General features: G+C 55.6%; 20 protein-coding genes. All 20 read left to right on the top strand.

The genetic code is table 11. From position 1 onward, the window contains the following. Positions 1–3 precede the first annotated feature (3 nt). Complete coding sequence (locus tag ACKC9G_RS18510; protein WP_411408201.1) at positions 4–1,947, top strand: terminase gpA endonuclease subunit; 1,944 nt, start codon at positions 4–6, stop codon at positions 1,945–1,947. After that, positions 1,947–2,153, top strand: coding sequence for a gpW family head-tail joining protein (gene gpW, locus ACKC9G_RS18505; RefSeq protein WP_411408199.1), 207 nt, complete (start codon positions 1,947–1,949; stop codon positions 2,151–2,153). Before ACKC9G_RS18510 ends, gpW begins: the two co-directional genes overlap by 1 nt. Further along, positions 2,153–3,733, top strand: a complete 1,581-nt coding sequence (locus tag ACKC9G_RS18500) for a phage portal protein (RefSeq protein WP_411408197.1) — start codon at positions 2,153–2,155, stop codon at positions 3,731–3,733. Before gpW ends, ACKC9G_RS18500 begins: the two co-directional genes overlap by 1 nt. After that, positions 3,720–3,995, top strand: coding sequence for a hypothetical protein (locus ACKC9G_RS18495; protein ID WP_411408195.1), 276 nt, complete (start codon positions 3,720–3,722; stop codon positions 3,993–3,995). Before ACKC9G_RS18500 ends, ACKC9G_RS18495 begins: the two co-directional genes overlap by 14 nt. Then, a complete protein-coding gene (locus ACKC9G_RS18490) occupies positions 3,979–5,298 on the top strand; it encodes a S49 family peptidase (protein WP_411408193.1) in 1,320 nt (439 codons plus the stop codon). Before ACKC9G_RS18495 ends, ACKC9G_RS18490 begins: the two co-directional genes overlap by 17 nt. Before the next feature lie 54 nt (positions 5,299–5,352). Beyond that, positions 5,353–5,697: a head decoration protein gene (locus tag ACKC9G_RS18485; RefSeq protein ID WP_411408191.1), complete on the top strand. Its 345-nt coding sequence runs from the start codon at positions 5,353–5,355 to the stop codon at positions 5,695–5,697. A 65-nt stretch (positions 5,698–5,762) separates the two neighbouring features. Further along, on the top strand, positions 5,763–6,812 hold the full coding sequence (locus ACKC9G_RS18480; RefSeq protein WP_411408189.1) for a major capsid protein: 1,050 nt from the start codon (positions 5,763–5,765) through the stop codon (positions 6,810–6,812). 73 nt (positions 6,813–6,885) lie between these two features. Continuing rightward, positions 6,886–7,182 carry a hypothetical protein gene (locus ACKC9G_RS18475; RefSeq protein WP_411408187.1) on the top strand — a complete coding sequence of 99 codons (297 nt, stop codon included), beginning with the start codon at positions 6,886–6,888 and terminating at the stop codon, positions 7,180–7,182. Positions 7,183–7,184: 2 nt separating this feature from the next. Continuing rightward, positions 7,185–7,481, top strand: a complete 297-nt coding sequence (locus ACKC9G_RS18470) for a hypothetical protein (protein ID WP_411408185.1) — start codon at positions 7,185–7,187, stop codon at positions 7,479–7,481. After that, positions 7,481–8,206 (top strand): hypothetical protein, encoded by a 726-nt coding sequence (locus ACKC9G_RS18465; RefSeq protein WP_411408183.1) that lies wholly within the window; start codon positions 7,481–7,483, stop codon positions 8,204–8,206. The genes ACKC9G_RS18470 and ACKC9G_RS18465 overlap by 1 nt, the downstream gene beginning before the upstream one ends. After that, positions 8,206–8,583, top strand: coding sequence for a hypothetical protein (locus ACKC9G_RS18460; protein ID WP_411408181.1), 378 nt, complete (start codon positions 8,206–8,208; stop codon positions 8,581–8,583). The genes ACKC9G_RS18465 and ACKC9G_RS18460 overlap by 1 nt, the downstream gene beginning before the upstream one ends. 202 nt (positions 8,584–8,785) lie before the next feature. After that, on the top strand, positions 8,786–9,736 hold the full coding sequence (locus ACKC9G_RS18455) for a hypothetical protein (RefSeq protein WP_411408179.1): 951 nt from the start codon (positions 8,786–8,788) through the stop codon (positions 9,734–9,736). Next, positions 9,736–10,035 carry a hypothetical protein gene (locus ACKC9G_RS18450; RefSeq protein ID WP_411408177.1) on the top strand — a complete coding sequence of 100 codons (300 nt, stop codon included), beginning with the start codon at positions 9,736–9,738 and terminating at the stop codon, positions 10,033–10,035. The genes ACKC9G_RS18455 and ACKC9G_RS18450 overlap by 1 nt, the downstream gene beginning before the upstream one ends. 77 nt (positions 10,036–10,112) lie before the next feature. Further along, positions 10,113–10,391, top strand: a complete 279-nt coding sequence (locus ACKC9G_RS18445) for a DUF1799 domain-containing protein (protein WP_411408175.1) — start codon at positions 10,113–10,115, stop codon at positions 10,389–10,391. After that, a complete protein-coding gene (locus ACKC9G_RS18440) occupies positions 10,391–13,459 on the top strand; it encodes a hypothetical protein (protein ID WP_411408173.1) in 3,069 nt (1,022 codons plus the stop codon). The genes ACKC9G_RS18445 and ACKC9G_RS18440 overlap by 1 nt, the downstream gene beginning before the upstream one ends. Continuing rightward, positions 13,459–13,800: a phage tail protein gene (locus tag ACKC9G_RS18435; protein WP_411408171.1), complete on the top strand. Its 342-nt coding sequence runs from the start codon at positions 13,459–13,461 to the stop codon at positions 13,798–13,800. The genes ACKC9G_RS18440 and ACKC9G_RS18435 overlap by 1 nt, the downstream gene beginning before the upstream one ends. Continuing rightward, positions 13,797–14,507, top strand: a complete 711-nt coding sequence (locus tag ACKC9G_RS18430) for a phage minor tail protein L (RefSeq protein WP_411408169.1) — start codon at positions 13,797–13,799, stop codon at positions 14,505–14,507. The genes ACKC9G_RS18435 and ACKC9G_RS18430 overlap by 4 nt, the downstream gene beginning before the upstream one ends. Before the next feature lie 10 nt (positions 14,508–14,517). After that, positions 14,518–15,243, top strand: a complete 726-nt coding sequence (locus ACKC9G_RS18425; protein WP_411408167.1) for an NlpC/P60 family protein — start codon at positions 14,518–14,520, stop codon at positions 15,241–15,243. Continuing rightward, the gene (locus ACKC9G_RS18420; protein ID WP_411408165.1) at positions 15,240–15,845 is read left to right on the top strand and encodes a hypothetical protein; all 606 of its coding nucleotides are present in this window, start codon (positions 15,240–15,242) and stop codon (positions 15,843–15,845) included. The genes ACKC9G_RS18425 and ACKC9G_RS18420 overlap by 4 nt, the downstream gene beginning before the upstream one ends. Positions 15,846–15,858: 13 nt before the next feature. Next, positions 15,859–19,235: host specificity protein J (locus tag ACKC9G_RS18415; protein WP_411408163.1), on the top strand; the 3,377-nt coding region annotated here is incomplete at its 3' end.

Genomic DNA, 19,235 nt, shown 5'->3' with positions numbered 1-19,235 from the left:
GTTATGCCAGAGACGGCACCCGAGCCGGGCCCTGTTCGCCCCGAGCGAAATCCCTACATCATTCCTGCAGCAGATGCCTGCAGTGATCCTCGATATCGGCGGATCATTTTTATCACCGGCACACAGGCTGGAAAATCGTTTCTCTTGGAGTGTGTGATTGGCCACCGGGCTGATGATGACCCCAGCCCGACAATTTACTACGCCCCGACAGAGGCCAATATCACTAAAAAAGTTGAGCCTGTTATCACAGCCATGATCCAGCAGAGCAAGTCGCTGCTGTCTAAGCTCAGCTCCAGCTCTACGCAGTATGTAAAGATTCTCGGGGCGGCGCGGATCTACCTTTCATGGATGGGTTCAACTACTGAAACAGCGTCGACGTCAGCCAGAACGGTGATCATTGATGAGCTGGATCGCTGCTCAAAAAACGCTGAAGGGTCTGTTGTTGAGTTGGCCGAAGCGCGTGGTGAAGCGTATGCGGACAGTATTCTGCTAATTACTGGCACGCCGGTATCGGCAAAAATTGAGCGGCAGACGAATACAGAAACTCGCCTGCAGTACTGGGAAGTCAAAACTGACTGGCCCGACTCGTGGTCGCCTACGTGGCAACAATGGCAGTCAGGAACGCGCCATGAATGGGCCGTTCCCTGCCCCCATTGCGGCGAATATTTTATACCGTGGTCGGGTCTGCTGAGCTGGCCGGGCTTTGGCAGTGATAACGAGTGCTCTGTTGATGACGCAGAGCGGCATGCGTTCCTCATGTGCCCGAATAATGGCTGCTGTATCGAGGACAGGTACCGGCAGGCAATGAATCAGAAAGGCCGAGCAGTTGCCCCTGGTCAGTCTATTGATAAAGAGGGCGTGGTTCACGGTACGTCGATCACTGCCAGTAGCTCTTCATATTCTCTGTGGGTTTCAGGCCTGTGCAGCTTTTCTGCGAAAAAGACCTATGGCTACTGCGCCAAGAAACTGTACCAGGCAATCAAAAGCGGTGATCCAGATATCATCAAGCCGGTCTACAACACCACTTTTGGCGAGTGTTACGTTGAAACCGGCAACGCTCCCAAAAGCGACGAAGTACGCACGCAAAGCTGGCGATACAGTCAGGGCGATGTGGCTCCCGGATTCGAGCACATCTTTGCCTCGGTCGATGTCCAGAAAAATCGCCTGGTCTACGTGGTCAGAGCATGGTACGCAGGCATGTGCTCGCTTCTCGTTGATGAGGGAGTGCTCTGGGGCGATACGCAGCAGCCTGCTGTTTGGGACGCGCTTGAAGCGCTGTTATATCAGGACTTCTCCGGTTACAGCATCACGGAGATGGGCGTGGATTGCGGCTATCGACCCGACGAAGTTTTCCAGTTTGTCGCTCAGCATAAAGGTCTGGCAAAGGCCCTGCGCGGCCAGTCGCTGGATCAGCCCTACCGCGTATTCAAAGAAGAAAAAAACACCCGTGGCAAAACGAAAAAGCATGGTTTAGCCCGTTGGGAATTCGACTCATCGCGCGCGAAAACATGGGTGCATTCACGCATTGGTCGTGACAAAGCACTGCCATCGTGGTGGCTATTGCCTGCGGATATCTCTGATGAGTACTGCAAGGAAATCGTTGGCGAAGAGTTCAACGAGCGGCAGCTGATCTGGAAAAAAGTGGGTGAAAACCACCGGCTGGATTGCGAGGCGATGCAGTACATGATGGCAAGAATGCGGCACCTTGACAGAAAGGGGGGCAGCACACTGTTACCTTTCCTGAGCAAAAAGCCGGATGCCGAATTGTCTGAGAATGCCCCTGCCATACCACCTGCTGATGATGACATTGAGTCAGAGGCAGAAGTTCTTGAGCGTCTGCAGGCGCTACAAGCCAGCATTGATGCGAAGAAGAAACAACCCACTGCACCGCCTCAGCGCTCGGCCCTTGCGTCGCTTGCACAGAAAATGAATGGGAGCACCCGTTAATGGCAACTGAAGCCGAACTGGCCGCTGCGAAGCTGGCTTACAGCAACCTGATCACAGGTCGCCAAGTGGTGCAGATTCAGCGTGATGGCCGAACCATAAACTTTCAGCCCGCTGAAGCGAGCATTTTGAAATCCTACATTGAGTCGTTGGAGCGTGAGCTGGGCCTCATGGGGCGACGGCGCCGCCCCCTGATGGGAGTACGTTAATGAGTAAGCCGCAGATCCAGATACTGGGGCCAGACGGAAGGCCGCTGCGTTCAGCCGCTGCCTATACCGGCGCAGGCGCTGGGTTTGGCGGCCAGATGAAGGAATGGACGCCAGCGCTCAAAACCGCTGACGCTGCACTACTGCCTAATCTCAGACTGGCCACAGCCCGGGCTGATGACCTGGGTAAAAATAATGCACTGGCCTCGGGTGGCCTGCGTGCTCATGTTGAGAATGTTGTCGGTCACCTCTTCCGACTGAATTACAAACCGCGCTGGAAGCGGCTCGGTATTGAAGAAGAGGACGCCCGGTCGTTTATCAAAGACGTTGAAGCGATCTGGGCAGAAATCGCTGAAGACCCTGCTAACTGGATTGATGCCGAGCGTTCCCGCACTTTTACGATGATGTGTCGTGAAGCGGTGAATACACACATCGCAACCGGCGATGTGATGGCTCATGTCGAGTGGATAGAGGATCGCCCCGGCAGCTTGCTGAAGACAGCCATCAAAATGGTTTCTCCTAAGCGAGTCTGCAATCCTAACTTGGCACCCGATACCGACACCCAACGCGGCGGCGTCAAATTAGACCGACACGGCGCCGCTCTTGGCTACCATGTCCGTTCAACCAGCTCGCTGAGCGGGACGGGCCTTGGTTACAGCTGGGAGTTTTTGCCGCGCGAGAAAGCGTGGGGGAGACCTGAGTTTCTGCACATCTTTGAGCCACTTGAAGATGGCCAGACGCGTGGTGCAAATCGTTTCCTGGCCGTCATGGAGCAGCTGCACATGATGCCGAAAATGCAGAGCACCAAGCTGCAGAATGCGATTATTAATGCGATGTTTGCGGCCACGATTGAGAGTGAGCTGGATACCGAGGCTGCATTTGAAATGATCGCGGGCGAGGGTGGCGATAAAAAGCTGCTGAACTACATGAGCATGATCAATGAGTTTCACCAAGCCAGCCCGATCCACCTCAATGGCTCACGGATTAGTCACCTGCTGCCGGGTGAGAAACTGAACCTGAAGACACCAGGCAGCGCCGATAACGGTTACTCGGACTTTGAAACATCGATCATGCGCTGGATCGCCGCAGGGTCAGACTTGAGTTTCGAGACTGTGAGCCGCGATTTTTCTCGCACGAATTACAGCAGCGCTCGGGCCTCAATGCTGCTTGAATGGCGTTTTGCTATGGGTCGCCGCAAGGTGATCATTGAGCGTTTCGCCAGCCTCGTTTTCCGTGTTGTTCTTGAAGAACTGGTACAGCGAAAGCTAGTGAAGCTACCGCGTTCCCGCTTCGGTTTTTACGAAGCCATGAATGCATGGTGTAACTGCACATGGACTGGTACTGGCCGGATGGCCATCGACGGCTTGAAAGAAGTCAAAGAGGCGCTGCTGAAGATTGAGGGCGGGTTATCGACGTATGAGAAAGAGCTTTCTCAAATGGGCGAGGACTACACAGAGATTTTCGAGCAGCAAGTCCGCGAAATGCGAGAGCGAACAGCGGCAGGCCTGCCGCCGCCATCGTGGATGGAGAGCTATTTAAGCAATCAGCCAGACGAAGGAGGTGCACCTAATGGCGGTAATTAAACGCATCAAGAGTGCCCTGCTCAGCCTGTTTGCTCGATTCGGGGCACCAGAGCAGCCGACAAAAGAGACAATAGGTCAGTACGCAATAAGCCACCATCGTGAACATGCGGCCAGAAAAATGCCGCCGAAAACCGCTGGGCACATCAAAGGCCCACCACCCTATCGCTCGGGCCGTTGGCCGATCAAAGCGCGATCAACCAGCAAATACCGCCCAAGTGGCGGTTTTTTATTGCCCGAGGATAGCGATGGCAGACGACATTAAAAATTTACCGCAGCTGGCGTCCCGTGTGTTCAACCGGCCACTGCTCCTGGAGCCTGGTTACGCGGCTGTTTTTATGAGTGCGCTGGCCAGCAAATTTGGGCTGGCATCACTCACGGACGTGGATGGCATCGAGTATGGCCCAGAGCAGATGGCCACGCTGAGTAGCAGTTTTACACGGCGCACGCCCGACGGAGAAATGCTCTACAACATCACTAACGGTGTTGCGGTCTTAACTGTTCGAGGCACGCTGGTACAGCGCTCTGGATTCCTGACACCGTTTTCAGGAATGACCGGGTACAACGGCCTGATCGAGCGGATGAAGTCAGCGCAGTCTGATCCATCGGTGCGCGGCGTCCTGCTCGATATGGATACACCCGGCGGCGAGGTATCTGGTTGTTTTGATACCGTGCGGACACTGCGGAAGCTGGCGAAAGAAGGTGGCAAGCCGGTGTGGTCATTGAGTAATGACCTGTGCTGCTCAGCTGGGTATGCCATCGCCAGCGCCGCTTCATACCGCCTGGTCACATCATCCAGCCAAACCGGCAGCATCGGCGTCGTGATGGCGCACACCAGCGTAGAGCAGATGTATGACCTGGCTGGTATCGATGTAACGCTAATTCACTCCGGCGCTCATAAAGTCGACGGAAACCCTTATGAGTCTCTGCCACCGCAAGTGCGGGAGAAATGGCAGGCTGAGAGCGATGCGCTCCGTCTCGAATTCGCCACGCTGGTGGCTGAGACTCTCCCACTTTCCGCTGAAGAAGTCATGTCGACGGAGGCAGCGGTTTACACCGGACAAGCAGCAATTGATGCGGGTCTGGCAGATCGGATGGTCAATGGCTATGAGGCCGTTGCCGAATTTGTAACGTGGCTGGACTCTCGCTCTGGCCGGAAAAACCCCCAAGGAGCAAAAGCCATGGACATGAACGAAGATCAGAAAGAGCTTTCAACGGCCCGCGCTGAAGGCGCCGCCGCTGTAAAGGCCCGGATGAAGGCGATTGCCGCGCTGGATGGTGCAGGGGAATTCCCTGAACTGACAGCGTGCCTGCAATACGACACTGATCTGGAAGCGGAAGCGTGCAGTGCGATTTTCGCTGCTGCAGGCATGGATATGCAGGCCGCTCTGCAGCTGAACACCTCCACCGAAGAGCCAAACCAGAGCGACATGAATACGCCGCTGGATCAGGCCATGAAAGTTCAAGGCACAACGGCCATCAAACCCGCAGCAGGCGCAGAAAATAGCGAGCCTGGGCGCGGCGAGCTGATGAGTGCCCTTCTCAAAAAAATGAATGGCATCACCTGATCACATCACCTTGATGTGAGCAGCCAGAATTAGTCATTACTTTGGAGCTGATCTATGACAACTGAAACGATCCCGGCCTATCAGCCAACAATCACCGGCAGCGGCCCCCGAGATACTGATACGGTAACGATTGCGCTCGGTCAAAACCTCGCCGCGCTGACACCGTTGGGCCAAGTGGCCGCCACAGGTGAGTTCGTCGCGTGGAACCCTGCGGCAGATGATGGCAGCCAGAATGCCACTCGCCTGTCAGCCTTCGCGGTCGATGCGACCACCGCCGCTAAAAGTGCGGGTGTGTTTCGTATGGGCACGTACAATCGCGATCTGATCGTATGGCCAGACGGCGTGACTGATGCACAAAAGCTGGCAGCATTCACGCAAACGGCAATCAGCCTCGGCTGATAGCTAACCGTTTTTAATATTCCTATTACAAGGCCCCGCGGGGCCTTTTTTATTGAGAGGCCTCTATGAGCGATCGCTTAACAACAGAAGAACTGCTGGAAGTCCGGAAAAACTTTCGGATCGATTTTGCCCCGGTGATGCTTCAGCGCTTTTTCCCCAACATCTTCACCAGCCAGTCAAAATTCGTTGTTTTTGAAGAAATCAACGAAGATGTGCCCATGGCACCGCTGGTTCTTCCCCTGATCAATGGCAAGCCTGATAAGAACGAAGGTTTTGAAGCGACTAAGCTTGAGCCTGCTTATGTGAAGTCGACGCATAAGATTGACCCTGAGCAGTCAACCCAGCGCTTGCCTGGCGAGGCGCTTGGCGGAAGTCTTGACCCGGTCACCCGTCTTGCCATGATTCGCGCCGATAGCCTGCAGAAAGAAGAAAAAGCAATTCTGCAGCGCTTGGAAAAAATCGCTACAGACGTTCTCTATGATGGGTCATGCACCCTCGTCGGCGACGACTATCCAGCCCGCCTGATTGACTATAACCGTCGCGCTGAAAATACCATCAAGCTGAGTGGCATTGATAAGTGGTCAGCGATGGACAAAGCCACCTATGACCCCACAGAAGATCTGGAGGAATGGGCCTCCAACTGCCAGGGTATCGCCAGCGACTTCATTTTTGATAAGAAATCCTGGGCACTGTTTATCTCGTTTAAAGCAGTGAAGGAAAAGCGCGACACCACTCAGCGCGGCGAAACCACGTCGATTCAGACAGGCCCTACCATTAAGCGCGGCGCTGCTGAGAAAGCTATGCAGTACAAGGGCACTTTCGGGGAGTTCAATCTGTGGTTGTTTGCCGGAGAGGTAATGCAGGCTGATCGCAGTACTCTCTCGCTGGCGCGTGAGAATACCATTCTGATCACGCCGTCTTCCGGTGATGGGTCTCAAGCGTATGGTGCGATCCGTGACGCCAAGGCCAATGCTGCGGGGGTCATTTCAGTCTCTCGCTATCCAAAGAACTGGTTCAGTGATGGTGATGTGAGTGAGGAGTGGATTCAAACCCAGTGCGCGCCGCTCCTTGTGCCTGATAATCCTAACAATGTGGTGGCCGTGACGGTCGATTAAGCCGTTATAAATGGCATGTCATTAAGGGCGCTTAGCGCCCTTTTTTATTTTTTCTGTTCAAAAGGAGCTGGCTATGGCGGCTGCAAAAAAAGTGAAGTTCGTGAAAGTTAACGTTGAGCGCGGCACTATCGTTTACCGCGATCAAGACAACGAAAAGAAAAAAGGCAAAGCGGGTGAGATCATCGAGATTGATCCATCAGTTGCTGAAGAACTGATGAAAACGGGTCATGTCTCGTTGGCGACGGCAAAAGATGTGGCGACGGCAAAAGCAGCGGCGATGAGTGATAAGGCTGCCGCCGATGATGAAGCTGCCGCCGATGATGAAACTGCCGCCGATGATGAAACTGCGGACCCTGATCCCGGCAAATAACCATGGCAGACTTCGATGAACTATGGGCGCAATGCGCTGAGCAAGTGGAGTCGGAGTTTTTCGGGGAGAGCGTGCAGTTTATGAGCCTCCCCGGCCAGCCGGTGATAGAGACTCCGGTCACTCGCGGCTATCAGGAGGGATATGAGGGATCGCCGGGCATGCAGGTTTACAGCATGAGCATCCGGGCACCCCTGCTGCCTGGACTTAGCCGTAAAGGCTCCGTCAGATATGCGGGCAAGACGCTGCAGATTCTCAGCATTGATCCTGCTGGAAGCTATCTTGAAATAGTGGTGGGCTAATGGAAATTCAGAGCACGCTGACGGGGATTGATAAAGCGCTACAAGCGTATAACGTGAATGTGGTCGACCGCGCCCTCCGCTCAACGTATAAGCAGGCAGGACAAAAGGCCGCCACGCTGCTGCACAAGTATGTAGGCCAGCGCTATAACATCGGCAGGCGTGATCTGCGCGCGAATATGAAAGCGCGGTACCGGGCATCGCCGCAAGGGGCTGAGACGATGCTGCTCTACTCAGGGCCACGGCTCAGCCTCATGTATTTCAGCCCGCAAGAAGTGCGGCTACGCGTCTATCAAAAGCAGCGTTTCTACAGCAAAACGACGCGCAAGAAAGATGGCTCGCTAATGACGTCGGCAAAAAAGTTCAGTAGCCGCTCACGGATGCTGAAGGGCGTCAGCGTGATCGTCAGAAAAGATAAAGGGCGCGTCCGTGTGAAGGGCGCATTCATGGCTCAAGGCCAGCGTGGCGAGCAGCGTAACGGCTGGAATGGCAATGAGAACATCAGCGATCTAAAGCAAGGTCGTGGCAACGTCCAGATTTTTAAACGAAAGGGCCGCGCCCGTTTGCCGATTAATCGTTTGACGACGTTAGCGGTCGCGCAAATGGTTGATGCCACGATTGATGATGAGCCGCGAGTAATGCGTGAGATCGGCGAGATGGTGGCCAGCGACTTTGACCGCATGTTTTCAGCCAATCTTGAGCACTTCAACCGTGTTGGAGGTGAGTGATGTTGCTGGAACTGAAAGAGCGCCTGGCCACAGCCCAGGCACTGGTTGAACCAGAGCTGGCGACCACTGCTGAGTACTCTGACAGCGTTGATGATCTGCCGACCGCACTCCTGTACTTCGGACAGAAGAAATTCGATGCAGCCACCGGCGATGTGGGAAAGACTCAGCAAGGCATTACTGGTGTTGAGATACAGCTAACAGTTGTTGCAGACCAGCTTGAGAGCGTCGAAGAAGCGGTGATCCGCGCGATGGTGGGTTATGTTCACAATGAGCAGTACATGCCCCTAGAATTTTTCGACGCGAATACGCTTTGGATCAACGGCATTGTTTACAGCCGCTTATTGAGATTTGGTGCCGCGCGATTCATCCGGTATTAATTTACTTATTTAACTAAATCAATAAATGCCATCTTGCTAATTGGTGAGCCTGCTGGCATGATTTTGCTAAATGTGAACAACTATGCATTAAGGCGCTTCGGCGCCTTTTTGCGTTTCTGTCGAATCGAAACCGCCTCCGTGGCGGTTTTTTTGTGCCCGCGTGGCACGCCCGCCACTGTGTGGGCTTTTTTTTGGAGGCCACATGGCGATTGAGTTCAAGAAGAAAACGCTGCTGGCAGCTGTTCAGGCTACCCTTGGGGTCGCGGCTGAACTGACTGCTGCTGATGCTGTTGAAACTAGCAACCTCTCCATCGATCTCTATCAAGGCGATAGCCTGAGCAAGGAAGTCGACCGCGCGTCTGAAGGCAACTACGCAGAGATTAAAACCGGCCTGAACACTGCCCTGTCGGGTGATGTTTATATTGCCGGATCGGGCACTGCGGGTATGGCCCCAGCTTATGGGCCATTGCTGACGGCGGCGGGTTTCGGTGAAGAAATTGAGCCGGGAGTTGCTGCAACCTACCGCCTGCAGAATGGGCAATATGCCATGGTAACGCTCGGCTATATGCGCCTGAACGAAGCCGGGAAAATGCAGCTGCATGTTGCTGACTCAGCGCGCGCAACGATGTCGCTGAGCATCAAAGAGAAAGAGCTGCCAAAACTCACCTTCACGATGACGGGCCTGTACAACGACCCGACCGAGCTGGATGCGTTGGCACCCGACACCAGCGATTACCGTGACCCGGTTCCGGTAAACGCCGCGAATACGCCAAAAATCAGTCTCGGTGGCCGCTTGCTTGAGTACAGCGAATTCACGCTTGAGACGGGCGGGACTATCACCGTCAAAGATCGCCCAGGCGGTAAAGAAGTGATCCTGAACCAGATGAAACCCAAGGGTAAGCTGGTGTTTTTCCCTGCCGACTCCCTCGCGGATCAGAACTGGCTGGCAGAGTCACGCAGCGATAACGGAATCAACACTCAGTCGCTGATTGCCACCCATGGCGGCACCGCCGGGAATATCTTCACAGTTGAAGGTGTCGTGCAGCTGACGAATCTCGCCGAGACTGAAGTTGATGGCCGTCTGGCATATTCCACTGACCTGATTTTCCTCCCCAGCGACGGCCTCCCTGGCCTAACTCTCACGGTGAAATAATGAAATTTAAGCTAACCAAAGACCGCCAGTTTGTGAGAACTGTCACCGTGCTGGTGCCAAATGAATCCGGCGGACATGACGAGCAAACGCTGACCGCGCGGTTCAAGATTGCCGATGTTGAGACAGTCATGAGTTCAGCCCAGCCGCTGCTCGATCTTGTACTTGTCGGCCTGCAGGACTGTGAAGACTCAGATATGTCTGAGGCCGAGATGCTGGAAGCAGTCAAGAAAGACGTCTGTGCAGCACCAGCTCTTGTGCGCGAGTACAACGATGCCGTTGCAAAAAAGAACTACGGCTGATCGAGCTGGGCCGCCGCTGGGCGGGGTACCGCCCAGCGCCTCCGGCTGAAATTGCGGAACGTGAAGCCGAACTGAAAATGCTGGGCCGCCCCGCAGAAGTGATCGAAAAAGAAATCTGCACCCTGAGAGCCGACGATGTCGTTGATATCTGGCCTGAGCACGTTGCTGCGTTTGAGCTATTTAACCGCTGCTGCACTGATTGGCGGATGACTGAATTCGGTCCGGTCGGGCTGGATGGCAACGTTATTCTCGGCCTCATCTCCCTGGTCAAACCCGAGAACCCTTTGCTGCTTTATGACCAAGTGCGCCTGATTGAGCAAGGCGCACTGGCTCACTTCTCTGAGAGAAAACGTTAATGGCTAACACGGTTCACAAAACGGCGCTGGTGATTACAGGAGACAGCACGGGCGGAACGCGTGCGATCCGGCGCACGCGTGAAGAACTGATGGGCCTCGACACGGCAAGCGCGAAAACAACCCGTGGAATGCAGCAGCTCGCCCGTGAGACTGATGTTAGTACCGGAATAATTCTGCGTGCCGGTTCAGCGTATGCACGACTGGCAGCAGGCGCAGGCACTGTCACGGCAGCTGTTGGCCTGATGGCGACAAAGTTTCGCGTTGAAGCGATCACCGAAGCGGTGAATCTTTCCGATGCCATCGGCATGAACGTTCAGACCCTGCTGCAATGGCAGTACGCGGCAGATAAAGTCGGCGTTAACGCTGACAAAATGGGCGACATTTTCAAAGACACCACGGATAAAGTGAACGACTTTATCGCTAACGGTGGAGGGGAAGCGGGCGACCTGTTCAAAACGCTGAACCTGAACATTGAGGACTTCAAGAATCTGAGTCCTGACCAGCTGCTGCTGAAGCTTGGCCAGGCCGTGACCAAACTGCCAAAAGGGCAGCAAGTTACCTTTATGGAAATGCTGGCCGATGACGGCTCGCGCCTGCTGCCGCTGCTGCGCGATAACGCCGCGCTGTTGGAGAAATTCAAAGCGGAGGCCGTTGGCCTTGGCGTTGCTATTTCCCCGGAGGACGCCGCATCTATCAAAGACTACGAGCAGTCGATGAAGCGGCTTGTCGGGGTCTATGACGGCCTGTTTAACCGCATCAGCGGATCAGGCGCACGCCTGATGACTCAGCCTATCAACGACTTTGTTGATGCCATGCAACCTGGGGGTGAAGTTGCTGAGAATTGGGATTCGGCCCTGATTGCGCTGACTGGCGTTATCTCCAGTCGGCTTTTGCCCGCGCTGTCAGAAAGTCTGAAAGGCCGCGTGGCAGACTTCCAAGCCTCACGACAGCAAGCCGCTGCGGAGTTGAATTTAGCGCGCGCGGAGAACTCACGGGCGCAGGATGCACTACGACTTGCAGCGATTGACCAGACAGCAGCGAAAAGGAACCTTGAGGCGGCCCGAACCGCTGCCCAACGCTCAGCTGCCATCACCCAGTTAGCGCAGGCTAATGCGGCACTTATTGTATCCGAAGAGCGCGCTGCTGCAGGGGCCGCAGGACTGGCGACGGCAACACGCAATGCAAGCCTGATGGCGCGCGGACTACAAGGCGCATTGAGCCTTGTTGGCGGCCCTGCAGGAGCATTAATTCTCGGCGTGACAGCCTTTGCGACTTATATCAGCACGCTTGAAACCGCCGCTGACCGCACTGAAAAGTTAAAAAAAGAAACCACGGGCTTGCGGGAGCAGCTCGCGAGTCTTTCTCTATTTCAGCTGAATGATAAATCCTATGGCATCGCAGACCAGATTCGGGCCGTCGATCAGCAGATAACAGAAGTTCAGGAAAAGATTAAGCGATTAAAAAGCCAAGGCGCTGATGATGAGGTCATCGCTTCTGTTGGTATTACCGGCGACTTAGCTGAGCTAAAAAAACAGAAGGAACTCCTGAAGGCCACCAGTGGCTATATCAGTACGCAAATCGACCAGGTGATGCAAAAGAATGCCACGCGGTTATTTATGTCAGGCGCGGTTACAGATGACGGAGATACGGTCACTGCCAAAGGAATCAATTCAGGAAAAGCCAGCAGCAAAGGATTCTTGACCAAGGCAGACTCTGACCTGATCGACAAGTTCAAACCACGCGCGGATCAACTCAAAGCATCGATCACACAGCTTGAAGAAGCACTGAAAAAGCTCGGGGACTCTGACCCGGAAAAAGCCAAGCAGATCAGCGCCGCGATTGGTGAAGCGAAAAACCAGCTGACGTCACTGAATGCTAAGGCCGCAAAAGCCACCGGCGATATCGGAAAAGGCCTCGGCGAAATGCTGACAGGCTTCAATGCACTTCGAGAGCAGTATGATCCGCTCTCAGCTGCGCAAGATCGCCGGATTCAACAAGAGAAAGAGCTGGGTGTTCTTCTCGCGAAGAACAAGATCAGCTCAACAGACTATGCTGATGCGATGCAGTATCTCGCAAATCAGAGTAGCGCTTTGGTTCGTGGAGACAGCCTGTTTAAAGCGCTGCAAGACCAGCGAACGGCGAACCGCTATACCGGCCCCGATGCCACGGCAACAAGTCAGATCGCATCACAGAACCTGACTAAGCAGCTGACTGAAGGCGCGCCAACGGTTCAGGGGCTTTCACCTCAGACGGGCGGTGCGTTTAGCGAGGCCAACCAACTTGATGAGCAGTTTGATAAGTACAAAAAATGGTACAACGATCGCATCGAGCAGCTGCGAGAGTTTGAAAACACTCGATATGGCGTGAGCAGTGAAGCTGCTGCCGCGCGTCATCAGTTGGAGCAAGAATACGCTGAGAAAAAAACGGCGTATGAAAAGAGCTCTCAAGTGGCCACGCTGCAGGGATACTCGCAGCTTTACGGCACAATGGGCGATCTGGTCGGCGCCTTCGCCGGTACTCAGTCTAAAACGTACCGCGCGATGTTGATCACTCAGAAAGCGTACACCTTAGCCTCGGTGCTTTTCTCAAGCAAAGAAGCTATTGCTGCTGCCTGGGCATCTGCAAAGTTTCCCTACAACCTTGGCGCTGTCTTCCAGACGATTGCCGGTACTGGGGCGATTGAAGCCGCAGTGGGTGCGATCAGTACCAGCTTCGCAGGAGCTTACGACAACGGTGGGAACATCCCTGCTGGGAAGTGGGGCATCATGGCGGAGCGCGGTACCGAGCTGCTGAACGGCGTGCCGGTGATGGGCCCTGCTGAAATCACAGGGCGCACAAGGACGTCGGACATTCTGAGCAAAGTGGCGTCAAACGGCTCAGGCTCAGGTGCGACGATCACGTATGCCCCTGTTTTTCAGATGACGGTATCACCCTCATCAGGCAATCAAGCCACTGATCAGAAACAGGCTGAAAAGCTGTCGAAAATGATAGACGAGCGTACCCGCGCATCGTTTAACAAGTTTGTCGTTGAGGCCAAGCGCCCCGGCGGTCTACTGAGTAATGCTTGATGGATACCTTGCCCGATATTCCGCATGACTACGGCACACCGATTGAGGTTGCGTTTGCTATTGATGAGACATCCTTCGGTGATGGCTACACCGAGAGCCGTCCGAAGGGACTCAACTCAGTCAAAGACTCCATCACGTTGAACTGGACGTTATTGGAGCGCGACGAATGGAACGCCGTCTTTGAGTTCCTGCACGCGAGAAAAGGCGTTACGCCTTTTCTGTTTAAGCCGGAATGGGAAGATACGCCCAGGCAGTGGCGTTGCAAAACCCTGACCGGCCAGCGCCCTACCAGCTTTAATCGCGGCAGTATCAGCGCCCAGTTTGAGGAGTACTTCGGATGAGTGAAATCATTGCACGCGAGTCTCAGCAGCTGGAGCAGGATGCGATTGTTGAGCTGTTTGAGATCGATGCGACGGCATACGGGCAAGGGACGCTGCGCTGGACAACCGGCCCCATTGACGGCGAGCCGGTCATGTTCGGCGGCGTGGAGTTTGCGCCAATGCCGATTAAAGCTGAAGGTTTCTCATGGAGTGGGCAAGGCTCGATACCGCAGCCCACACTGACCGTGAGCGCGATTAATCCTGCAGTTATCGCGCTGGTGATCGGTAACAACGACATTCTCGGCTGCGAAGTCCGGCGTCTTTGTACGTTTGCCAGGCATCTTGACCAAGGCAGTGACCCGGACCCGGATGCACTTTTTCCTGTCGACCACTACACAGTGAGCCGCAAGACCTCACACACGCGCGAGTCTATCGAGTTTCAGCTGGCTGCGAAGCTGGATCAGCAGGGTATTAAGCTGCCCCGCCGTAAAGTTCTTAAAGGCTTCTGCTCGCATTCATACCGCTACTGGGATTCAGCCGCCGGCGTTTTTCGTTATGAGAACGTCACCTGCCCATACTCAGGCGAAGGTTGCTGGAACCCGCAAGGGGAAGCGGTAGCCGCTGCAGATGACGAATGTGGCCGCAAACTCAGCGACTGCAAACTGCGTTTTGGCAGCAACGGCATCCTACCGACCCGCGCGTTCCCCGGTGTGAAACGCTACAGCTAAAGGCTTTTCCATGTTTGAAGAATATGCAGAGCAGATCCGGTCCATGGCGCTGGAGGCTTTCCCACGCGAGGGCATTTTGCTGATTACTCAGCAGAACGCTTTCGTCGCTGAGAACGTCCACCCTGAGCCAGAGCTTGCCTTTCAGGCCCGTGCTGCTGACATGAACCGGGCGCAAGCCGAAGGCCTGATGGCTGTCGTACACAGCCACCCGAACGGCCCGGACTGCCCAAGCGCGGACGACATGCGCGGCCAGCTCTCTACGGCGGTGCCTTGGGGCATTGTGAGTTGCTATGACGGCGAGCGTTGTGGCCAGCCATTTTGGTGGGGTGAAGGCGTGCCGGTACCGCCGCTCATCGGGCGCGGGTTTCGCCATGGCGTCACTGACTGCTATTCACTGATCCGTGATTATTACGCGCAGGAGCTGTCGATCACGCTGCCTGAGTTCCCACGCGACTGGGAATGGTGGCAGAAGGGTGAAACGCTGTACCTCGATGGCCTTGAGCACGCGGATTTTGTACCTGTCAGCGCTGCAGAGATCGCGCCAGGCGATATGTTTTACTGCACGATTCGCAGCAAAACACCGAATCATGGTGGCGTGTATCTCGGCGATGGTTTAGCGCTTCATCACCTGACGGGCCGCCATGCCGTGGACGCCAGCCAGCTAAGCTGCCGTGAGCCGATCCACCGCTGGATGTCGCATATCACTCATGTATTCCGGCACCGGACTCGCTTATGAAAACGATTATCTTGCACGGCTCATTAAAGGCTCGCTTCGGCGGGCCTTTTTCTTTTGACGTGCGCGACCCGGCAGAAGCCGTCGCCGCCCTTTGCTCTCAGCTCGAGGGCTTTCGTTATGAGCTTGAAGCGGGCGAGTTTCGGGTGAGCCGTGGCAACGCTGGCCAGCTTCATGACATTGATCAGGCCGGTCTGATGCTGGCCATGGGCGCGGCAAAAGAGCTGCACATTGCGCCCGTGATCAGCGGTGGCAAGGGAGGCGCAGGCAAAGTGATTGTCGGCATCGCCATGGTTGTAGCGGCCTTTTACACCGGCGGCGCGACGCTTGCTGGCACCGCGTTTACGGTCGGCGGGGTGTCGGTGAGTGCAGCCAGTTTGGCGCTCTTCGGGGCGTCGATGGCGATTGGCGGCATTGCTTCAATGCAGGCCAAGGTGCCTGGTACCGCCTCAGCAGATCAGATTGATGCGCGGTCGAGCTACCTGTTCTCAGCCCCGACGAACGTAAGCAGCGAGGGCGGCGTTGTGCCGCTCGTTTACGGCGAAGTGTTCACCGGCTCCACAGTGATCAGCTCCGGCATTTCTACTGAGCGCGTCGCGCTCTAATCAAGGGTTCTCAATGACTGCCACCCTGACAATTAAAGGCCGCAAGGGCGGCAAAGGCGGCGGCGCTGGTGCTGTTGCGAAAGAAGACCCGAACACCCTGCAAAGCCAGAGCTTTGCGCGGATCATTGACCTGATCGCCGAGGGTGAAATTGATGGGCTGGTAAACGGCCTGCAGTCGATCTATCTCGACAAAACCCCGCTTGCGAATGGCGACGGCTCGCTGAACTTCGAGGGCGTCTCGATCACGACCCGCGAAGGCTTGCCCACGCAAGAGCCGATCCCCGGCTTTCCTGCTGTTGAAGCGGAAGAAGTGATCGGCGTTCAAATCAAAAAAGATGCGCCTATCACTCGCACGATCAGCGACCTTGAGACCGATGCCGCTCGCATCAAAATCCAGATTCCCGCACTGGCCAAGCAAGACACCTCAACCGGCGACCTGCACGGCGCTTCAGTCGAGATAATGATTGAAGTTCGCCCCAGTAACGGCAGCTGGGAAGTTGCCGCCCGCGACACGATTAGCGGCAAAACCACCAGCACTTATGAAGCTCAGTACCGCGTTGAACTGAACGGCACCGGGCCATGGGATATCCGCGTTTCGCGCGTGACAGCTGATAGCAGCTCGTCGGCCCTGCGTAACGACACGCACTGGTCGAGCTATACGCGCATCATCGATGCCAAGCTCAGCTATCCCGACTCTGCCCTCGTTGCGCTGGAAGTCGACTCTGCTCAGTTTGGGACGACGATTCCGAACCGGACTTATCACATTCGTGGCCGCAAGATTGCGGTACCGAGCAACTATGATCCCGAAACTCGCACATACTCGGGCCTCTGGGATGGCACTTTTAAGACGGCTTATTGCAACAACCCCGCGTGGGTGTTCTATGACGTTGCGACGAATGTGCGCTTCGGTGCAGGTATCCCTCAAGCGAACAAGTGGTCTCTGTATGAGATCGCGCAGTATTGCGATGAGCTGGTGCCCGACGGTCTCGGCGGCACTGAACCGCGCTTTGTGATCAATGCTGTCATTAAGTCAGCGACCGAAGCCTATACCCTGCTGAATAGCCTGGCCTCAGTTTTCAGAGGCATGACCTACTGGGGGACTTCGGAAGTTGTCGCGGTGCAAGACCGGCCAGCTGACCCTAAGCGCCTGGTCGCGCCCGCTAACGTCCTCGGCGGCGAGTTCAAGTACTCCGGCACTGACCTGAAGTCTCGCCACACGACAGCCCACGTCACTTACAGCGACCCTGAAAACTTCTTTGAGTCTGCCGTGGTCGTCTATCAAGACGATGAGAAGTTGCGAAAGTACGGCGAGAATATCGCCGAGGTAACAGCGTTCGGCGTGAGCAGTAAATCTCAAGCGCTGCGCGTTGGCCGCTGGCTGGTCGACTCTGAGTGGTCAGAAAAAGAGGCGCTGGAATACACGGCTGGGACGGATCATGCGAGTGTTCGCCCAGGTGATGTCGTCGCTGTTGCTGATCCACTGTATGCGGGCGCCCGCCTTGGCGGTCGTATTGTTGAGACTGGGCTGGATACCCTCACGCTCGATGCCGCGCCTGAATTGCCCGAAGGCGAGCAGGGCACGCTGTATGTGACGTTGCCTGATGGTGAAGTCCAGGCGGTGCTGGTAACTGAGATCAACGGTGCGGCTGTCTCGCTGGCTGAGCCGCTTGCAGCAGAACCTGTTAAAAGCGCGATGTACCTGCTGGCCAGCGCTTCAGTGCAGCCTCGATCTTTTCGCGTGATCGGCGTCACAGAAGCCGAAGGCAATCAGTACACGATCAGCGCGTTGGAACACGATGCAACGAAATACGCCCGCGTTGAGCAGGGCATTCAGCTTGAGCAGGGCGACTTCACGATTTTGCCCACGGGCACCCTGAAGTCACCCGGCGCTGTTTCGGCAGAGGCTTATACCTACCTTGCAGGCGGTGTGACGCATCAGGGCCTGATGATCAGCTGGGTACCGGCGGACGATGCCCGCGTTGTGCAGTATCTGCTTGAAGTGAAGCGCCCCGGCGCAGTCGCGTGGGAAGCATTACCGGCAGCGCGTACAACGAGCACCGATGTGCTGGATGCTATCAACGGCGACTGGCTGATCCGTGTTCGCTCGATGAGCGGTACCGGCGCTCTCAGCGCGTGGTCTGACACGGCCATGACGATTGGCCAGCTGCTTTTACCGGCGGCGCCTTCAAGCGTGAGCGTGTACGCGGACAACTTCAGCCTCACCTTGAACCCGACGATTGCGAACCCGCGTTATGGTGCGCAGGAGTTTGAGTTCTGGCGTTCTGATATCGCGCTACAAACCGAGCTGATCACCAGCAATGCCGTGCTTCGCAGTACCGGCAGCAGCCTGGTCGACGCAGGACTGACACCAGACACGCAGTATTACTACTACGTGCGCGGGGTTAATGCTTACGGCCAGTCAGGCTTCTATCCCGTGCAAGCCAAGACAAGCAACGATGCCGACGGCATCCTGCGCGTGCTCTCTGAGAAGATCACAGCTGGACAGCTTGATACTGACTTGCGTGAAAAAGTCGACGCCATCGACATGGATGCGATATCGGAAAATATCGAGGCCGCCGCTGGCAGCTTAAAAGAGCTGATTGATACAGAGGAAAATGAACGAATTGCGGCAATCAATGCTGAGCAGCAAGCGCGCGTCGCCGCGCTTCAGGCTGAGCACGATGCACGCGAAACCGGCGACGGGGAGCTGTCTGCCCGCATTGATGAGCAGCGCGAAACCAGCGAAGGCTTTGCATTGCAGCTGCTCGCACTGAAAGTGCAGCAGCAGGCTAATGCGGCTTCTGCAGGCGTCGAGCAGTCCGCCCGCGTTACTGATGACCAGGCGAACTCAACTCGGATCGAAGAAGTCAAAACCGACTTTGATGAGCAGCTTGCGAATGTTACGCAGACGCAAACCGCTCACAGTGACGAGCTGGCAAGTCAGGCCCAGCTGATCACCGAAGTCACCGCTATCGCACAAGGCAATTCAGCAGCGATTCAGGAGGAGCAGACGGCCCGCGCTGATGCTATTCAGGCCCAGGCAGAGCAGATCAATGCACTGCGTTCTGATGTTGATGACGCCTCGGCGTCACTTGTTGAAGAGAGGCAGACGCGAGCAACAGCAGATGAAGCAATCAGCTCATCTATAACGTCTCTGCAGTCTGCCGTTGATGACAACGCAGCAGATATTCAGAGCGAGCAGACGGCCCGCACGGATGCGGATAGTGCGCTCTCAGCGCGAGTCGATACTGTGCAAGCCAGCGCTAACGATAACGCGGCATTGCTTCAGGCAGAGCAGACGGCGCGTGCTGACGCGGATAGTGCGCTCTCAGCGCGAGTCGATACTGTGCAAGCCAGCGCTAACGATAACGCGGCATTGCTTCAGGCAGA

Origin of the sequence: Pokkaliibacter sp. CJK22405, from assembly GCF_046614695.1 — a bacterium.
In the GTDB taxonomy this organism is placed as follows: Bacteria; Pseudomonadota; Gammaproteobacteria; order Pseudomonadales; family Balneatricaceae; genus Pokkaliibacter.
Note: the sequence above shows the minus strand (reverse complement) of the source record. Positions and strands in the feature narration are given on the sequence as shown.

Coding starts and splice junctions, on each gene's coding strand:
- ACKC9G_RS18510 (WP_411408201.1), top strand. CDS start 4: ATGCCAGAGACGGCACCCGAGCCGGGCCCTGTTCGCCCCGAGCGAAAT.
- gpW (WP_411408199.1), top strand. CDS start 1,947: ATGGCAACTGAAGCCGAACTGGCCGCTGCGAAGCTGGCTTACAGCAAC.
- ACKC9G_RS18500 (WP_411408197.1), top strand. CDS start 2,153: ATGAGTAAGCCGCAGATCCAGATACTGGGGCCAGACGGAAGGCCGCTG.
- ACKC9G_RS18495 (WP_411408195.1), top strand. CDS start 3,720: ATGGCGGTAATTAAACGCATCAAGAGTGCCCTGCTCAGCCTGTTTGCT.
- ACKC9G_RS18490 (WP_411408193.1), top strand. CDS start 3,979: ATGGCAGACGACATTAAAAATTTACCGCAGCTGGCGTCCCGTGTGTTC.
- ACKC9G_RS18485 (WP_411408191.1), top strand. CDS start 5,353: ATGACAACTGAAACGATCCCGGCCTATCAGCCAACAATCACCGGCAGC.
- ACKC9G_RS18480 (WP_411408189.1), top strand. CDS start 5,763: ATGAGCGATCGCTTAACAACAGAAGAACTGCTGGAAGTCCGGAAAAAC.
- ACKC9G_RS18475 (WP_411408187.1), top strand. CDS start 6,886: ATGGCGGCTGCAAAAAAAGTGAAGTTCGTGAAAGTTAACGTTGAGCGC.
- ACKC9G_RS18470 (WP_411408185.1), top strand. CDS start 7,185: ATGGCAGACTTCGATGAACTATGGGCGCAATGCGCTGAGCAAGTGGAG.
- ACKC9G_RS18465 (WP_411408183.1), top strand. CDS start 7,481: ATGGAAATTCAGAGCACGCTGACGGGGATTGATAAAGCGCTACAAGCG.
- ACKC9G_RS18460 (WP_411408181.1), top strand. CDS start 8,206: ATGTTGCTGGAACTGAAAGAGCGCCTGGCCACAGCCCAGGCACTGGTT.
- ACKC9G_RS18455 (WP_411408179.1), top strand. CDS start 8,786: ATGGCGATTGAGTTCAAGAAGAAAACGCTGCTGGCAGCTGTTCAGGCT.
- ACKC9G_RS18450 (WP_411408177.1), top strand. CDS start 9,736: ATGAAATTTAAGCTAACCAAAGACCGCCAGTTTGTGAGAACTGTCACC.
- ACKC9G_RS18445 (WP_411408175.1), top strand. CDS start 10,113: ATGCTGGGCCGCCCCGCAGAAGTGATCGAAAAAGAAATCTGCACCCTG.
- ACKC9G_RS18440 (WP_411408173.1), top strand. CDS start 10,391: ATGGCTAACACGGTTCACAAAACGGCGCTGGTGATTACAGGAGACAGC.
- ACKC9G_RS18435 (WP_411408171.1), top strand. CDS start 13,459: ATGGATACCTTGCCCGATATTCCGCATGACTACGGCACACCGATTGAG.
- ACKC9G_RS18430 (WP_411408169.1), top strand. CDS start 13,797: ATGAGTGAAATCATTGCACGCGAGTCTCAGCAGCTGGAGCAGGATGCG.
- ACKC9G_RS18425 (WP_411408167.1), top strand. CDS start 14,518: ATGTTTGAAGAATATGCAGAGCAGATCCGGTCCATGGCGCTGGAGGCT.
- ACKC9G_RS18420 (WP_411408165.1), top strand. CDS start 15,240: ATGAAAACGATTATCTTGCACGGCTCATTAAAGGCTCGCTTCGGCGGG.